At 45.8% G+C, this 1,213-nt stretch carries 1 pseudogene; it reads right to left on the reverse strand.

Annotated features, from left to right (window positions below):
- Positions 1 to 1,213, reverse strand: a pseudogene (locus RAC86_RS38840) (DNA-directed RNA polymerase subunit beta); the annotation flags it as partial.

A 1,213-nucleotide genomic window follows, 5' to 3' on the forward strand; every position in this document is an offset into this window, starting at 1 on the left:
AACGTTTTTCGCTTCTACGCGTTCAACGATACCAGGGTGTTTACAAATAACAGCGGCACCAGAGTCTTTTCCTGATACGTATTCCATACCAGTTCCAACAAATGGCGCTTCCGGCTGCATCAAAGGCACAGCCTGACGCTGCATGTTCGCTCCCATGAGGGCACGGTTGGAGTCATCGTTTTCTAAGAACGGGATACATGCTGTCGCAGCAGATACAACCTGCTTAGGCGATACATCCATGTAGTCTACACGATTTCTGGAAACAACAGTGTTCTCCCCGCGGAAACGAGCTACGATGCTGTCATCAATAAAGGCGCCTTCGTCATCAAGACGAGCATTCGCTTGAGCGACAACATAGTTATCCTCTTCATCAGCAGTTAAGTAATCGATTCTGCCCGTTACCTTCCCTGTTTCAGGGTCAACGCGGCGATATGGCGTTTCAATAAAGCCAAAACGGTTTACTTTTGCATAAGATGATAGTGAGTTGATCAAACCGATGTTCGGGCCCTCAGGCGTTTCAATCGGACACATACGGCCATAGTGGGAGTAGTGAACGTCACGCACTTCCATTCCGGCACGCTCACGTGTCAATCCGCCCGGTCCTAATGCTGACAGACGACGCTTGTGCGTTAATTCAGCAAGCGGGTTCGTCTGATCCATGAATTGAGAAAGCTGTGAGCTTCCAAAGAACTCTTTAATGGACGCAATAACAGGACGAATATTGATCAGCTGCTGAGGCGTAATTGTATTCGTATCTTGAATTGACATTCTCTCACGAACCACACGCTCCATACGGCTTAAACCGATACGGAATTGGTTCTGAAGAAGCTCGCCTACAGAACGTAAACGGCGGTTTCCAAGATGATCGATATCATCTGTATCGCCTACTCCGTGCAGCAAGTTGAAGAAGTAGCTGATTGAAGAAATAATATCAGCAGGCGTGATGTTTTTAATCTCTTCTTCGATGTAAGCATTGCCGATTACATTAATAACCTGTTCTCCTTCTTGATCAGTCGGAGCAAAGATTTTAATTGATTGAAGAGTCACTTCATCTTCAACAACGCCGCCATTCGGATACAGCTTTCTAAAACCGATTCCGTTTTCTAAGTATGGCAGTACTTTATCAAGTGTTCTTCTATCAAGAATCTGGCCTTTTTCAGCAAGGATTTCTCCTGTTTCAGGATCAACAAGCGTTTCAGCAAGTCTCTGATTG

It is taken from the genome of Bacillus sp. LR_5 (assembly GCF_042709275.1).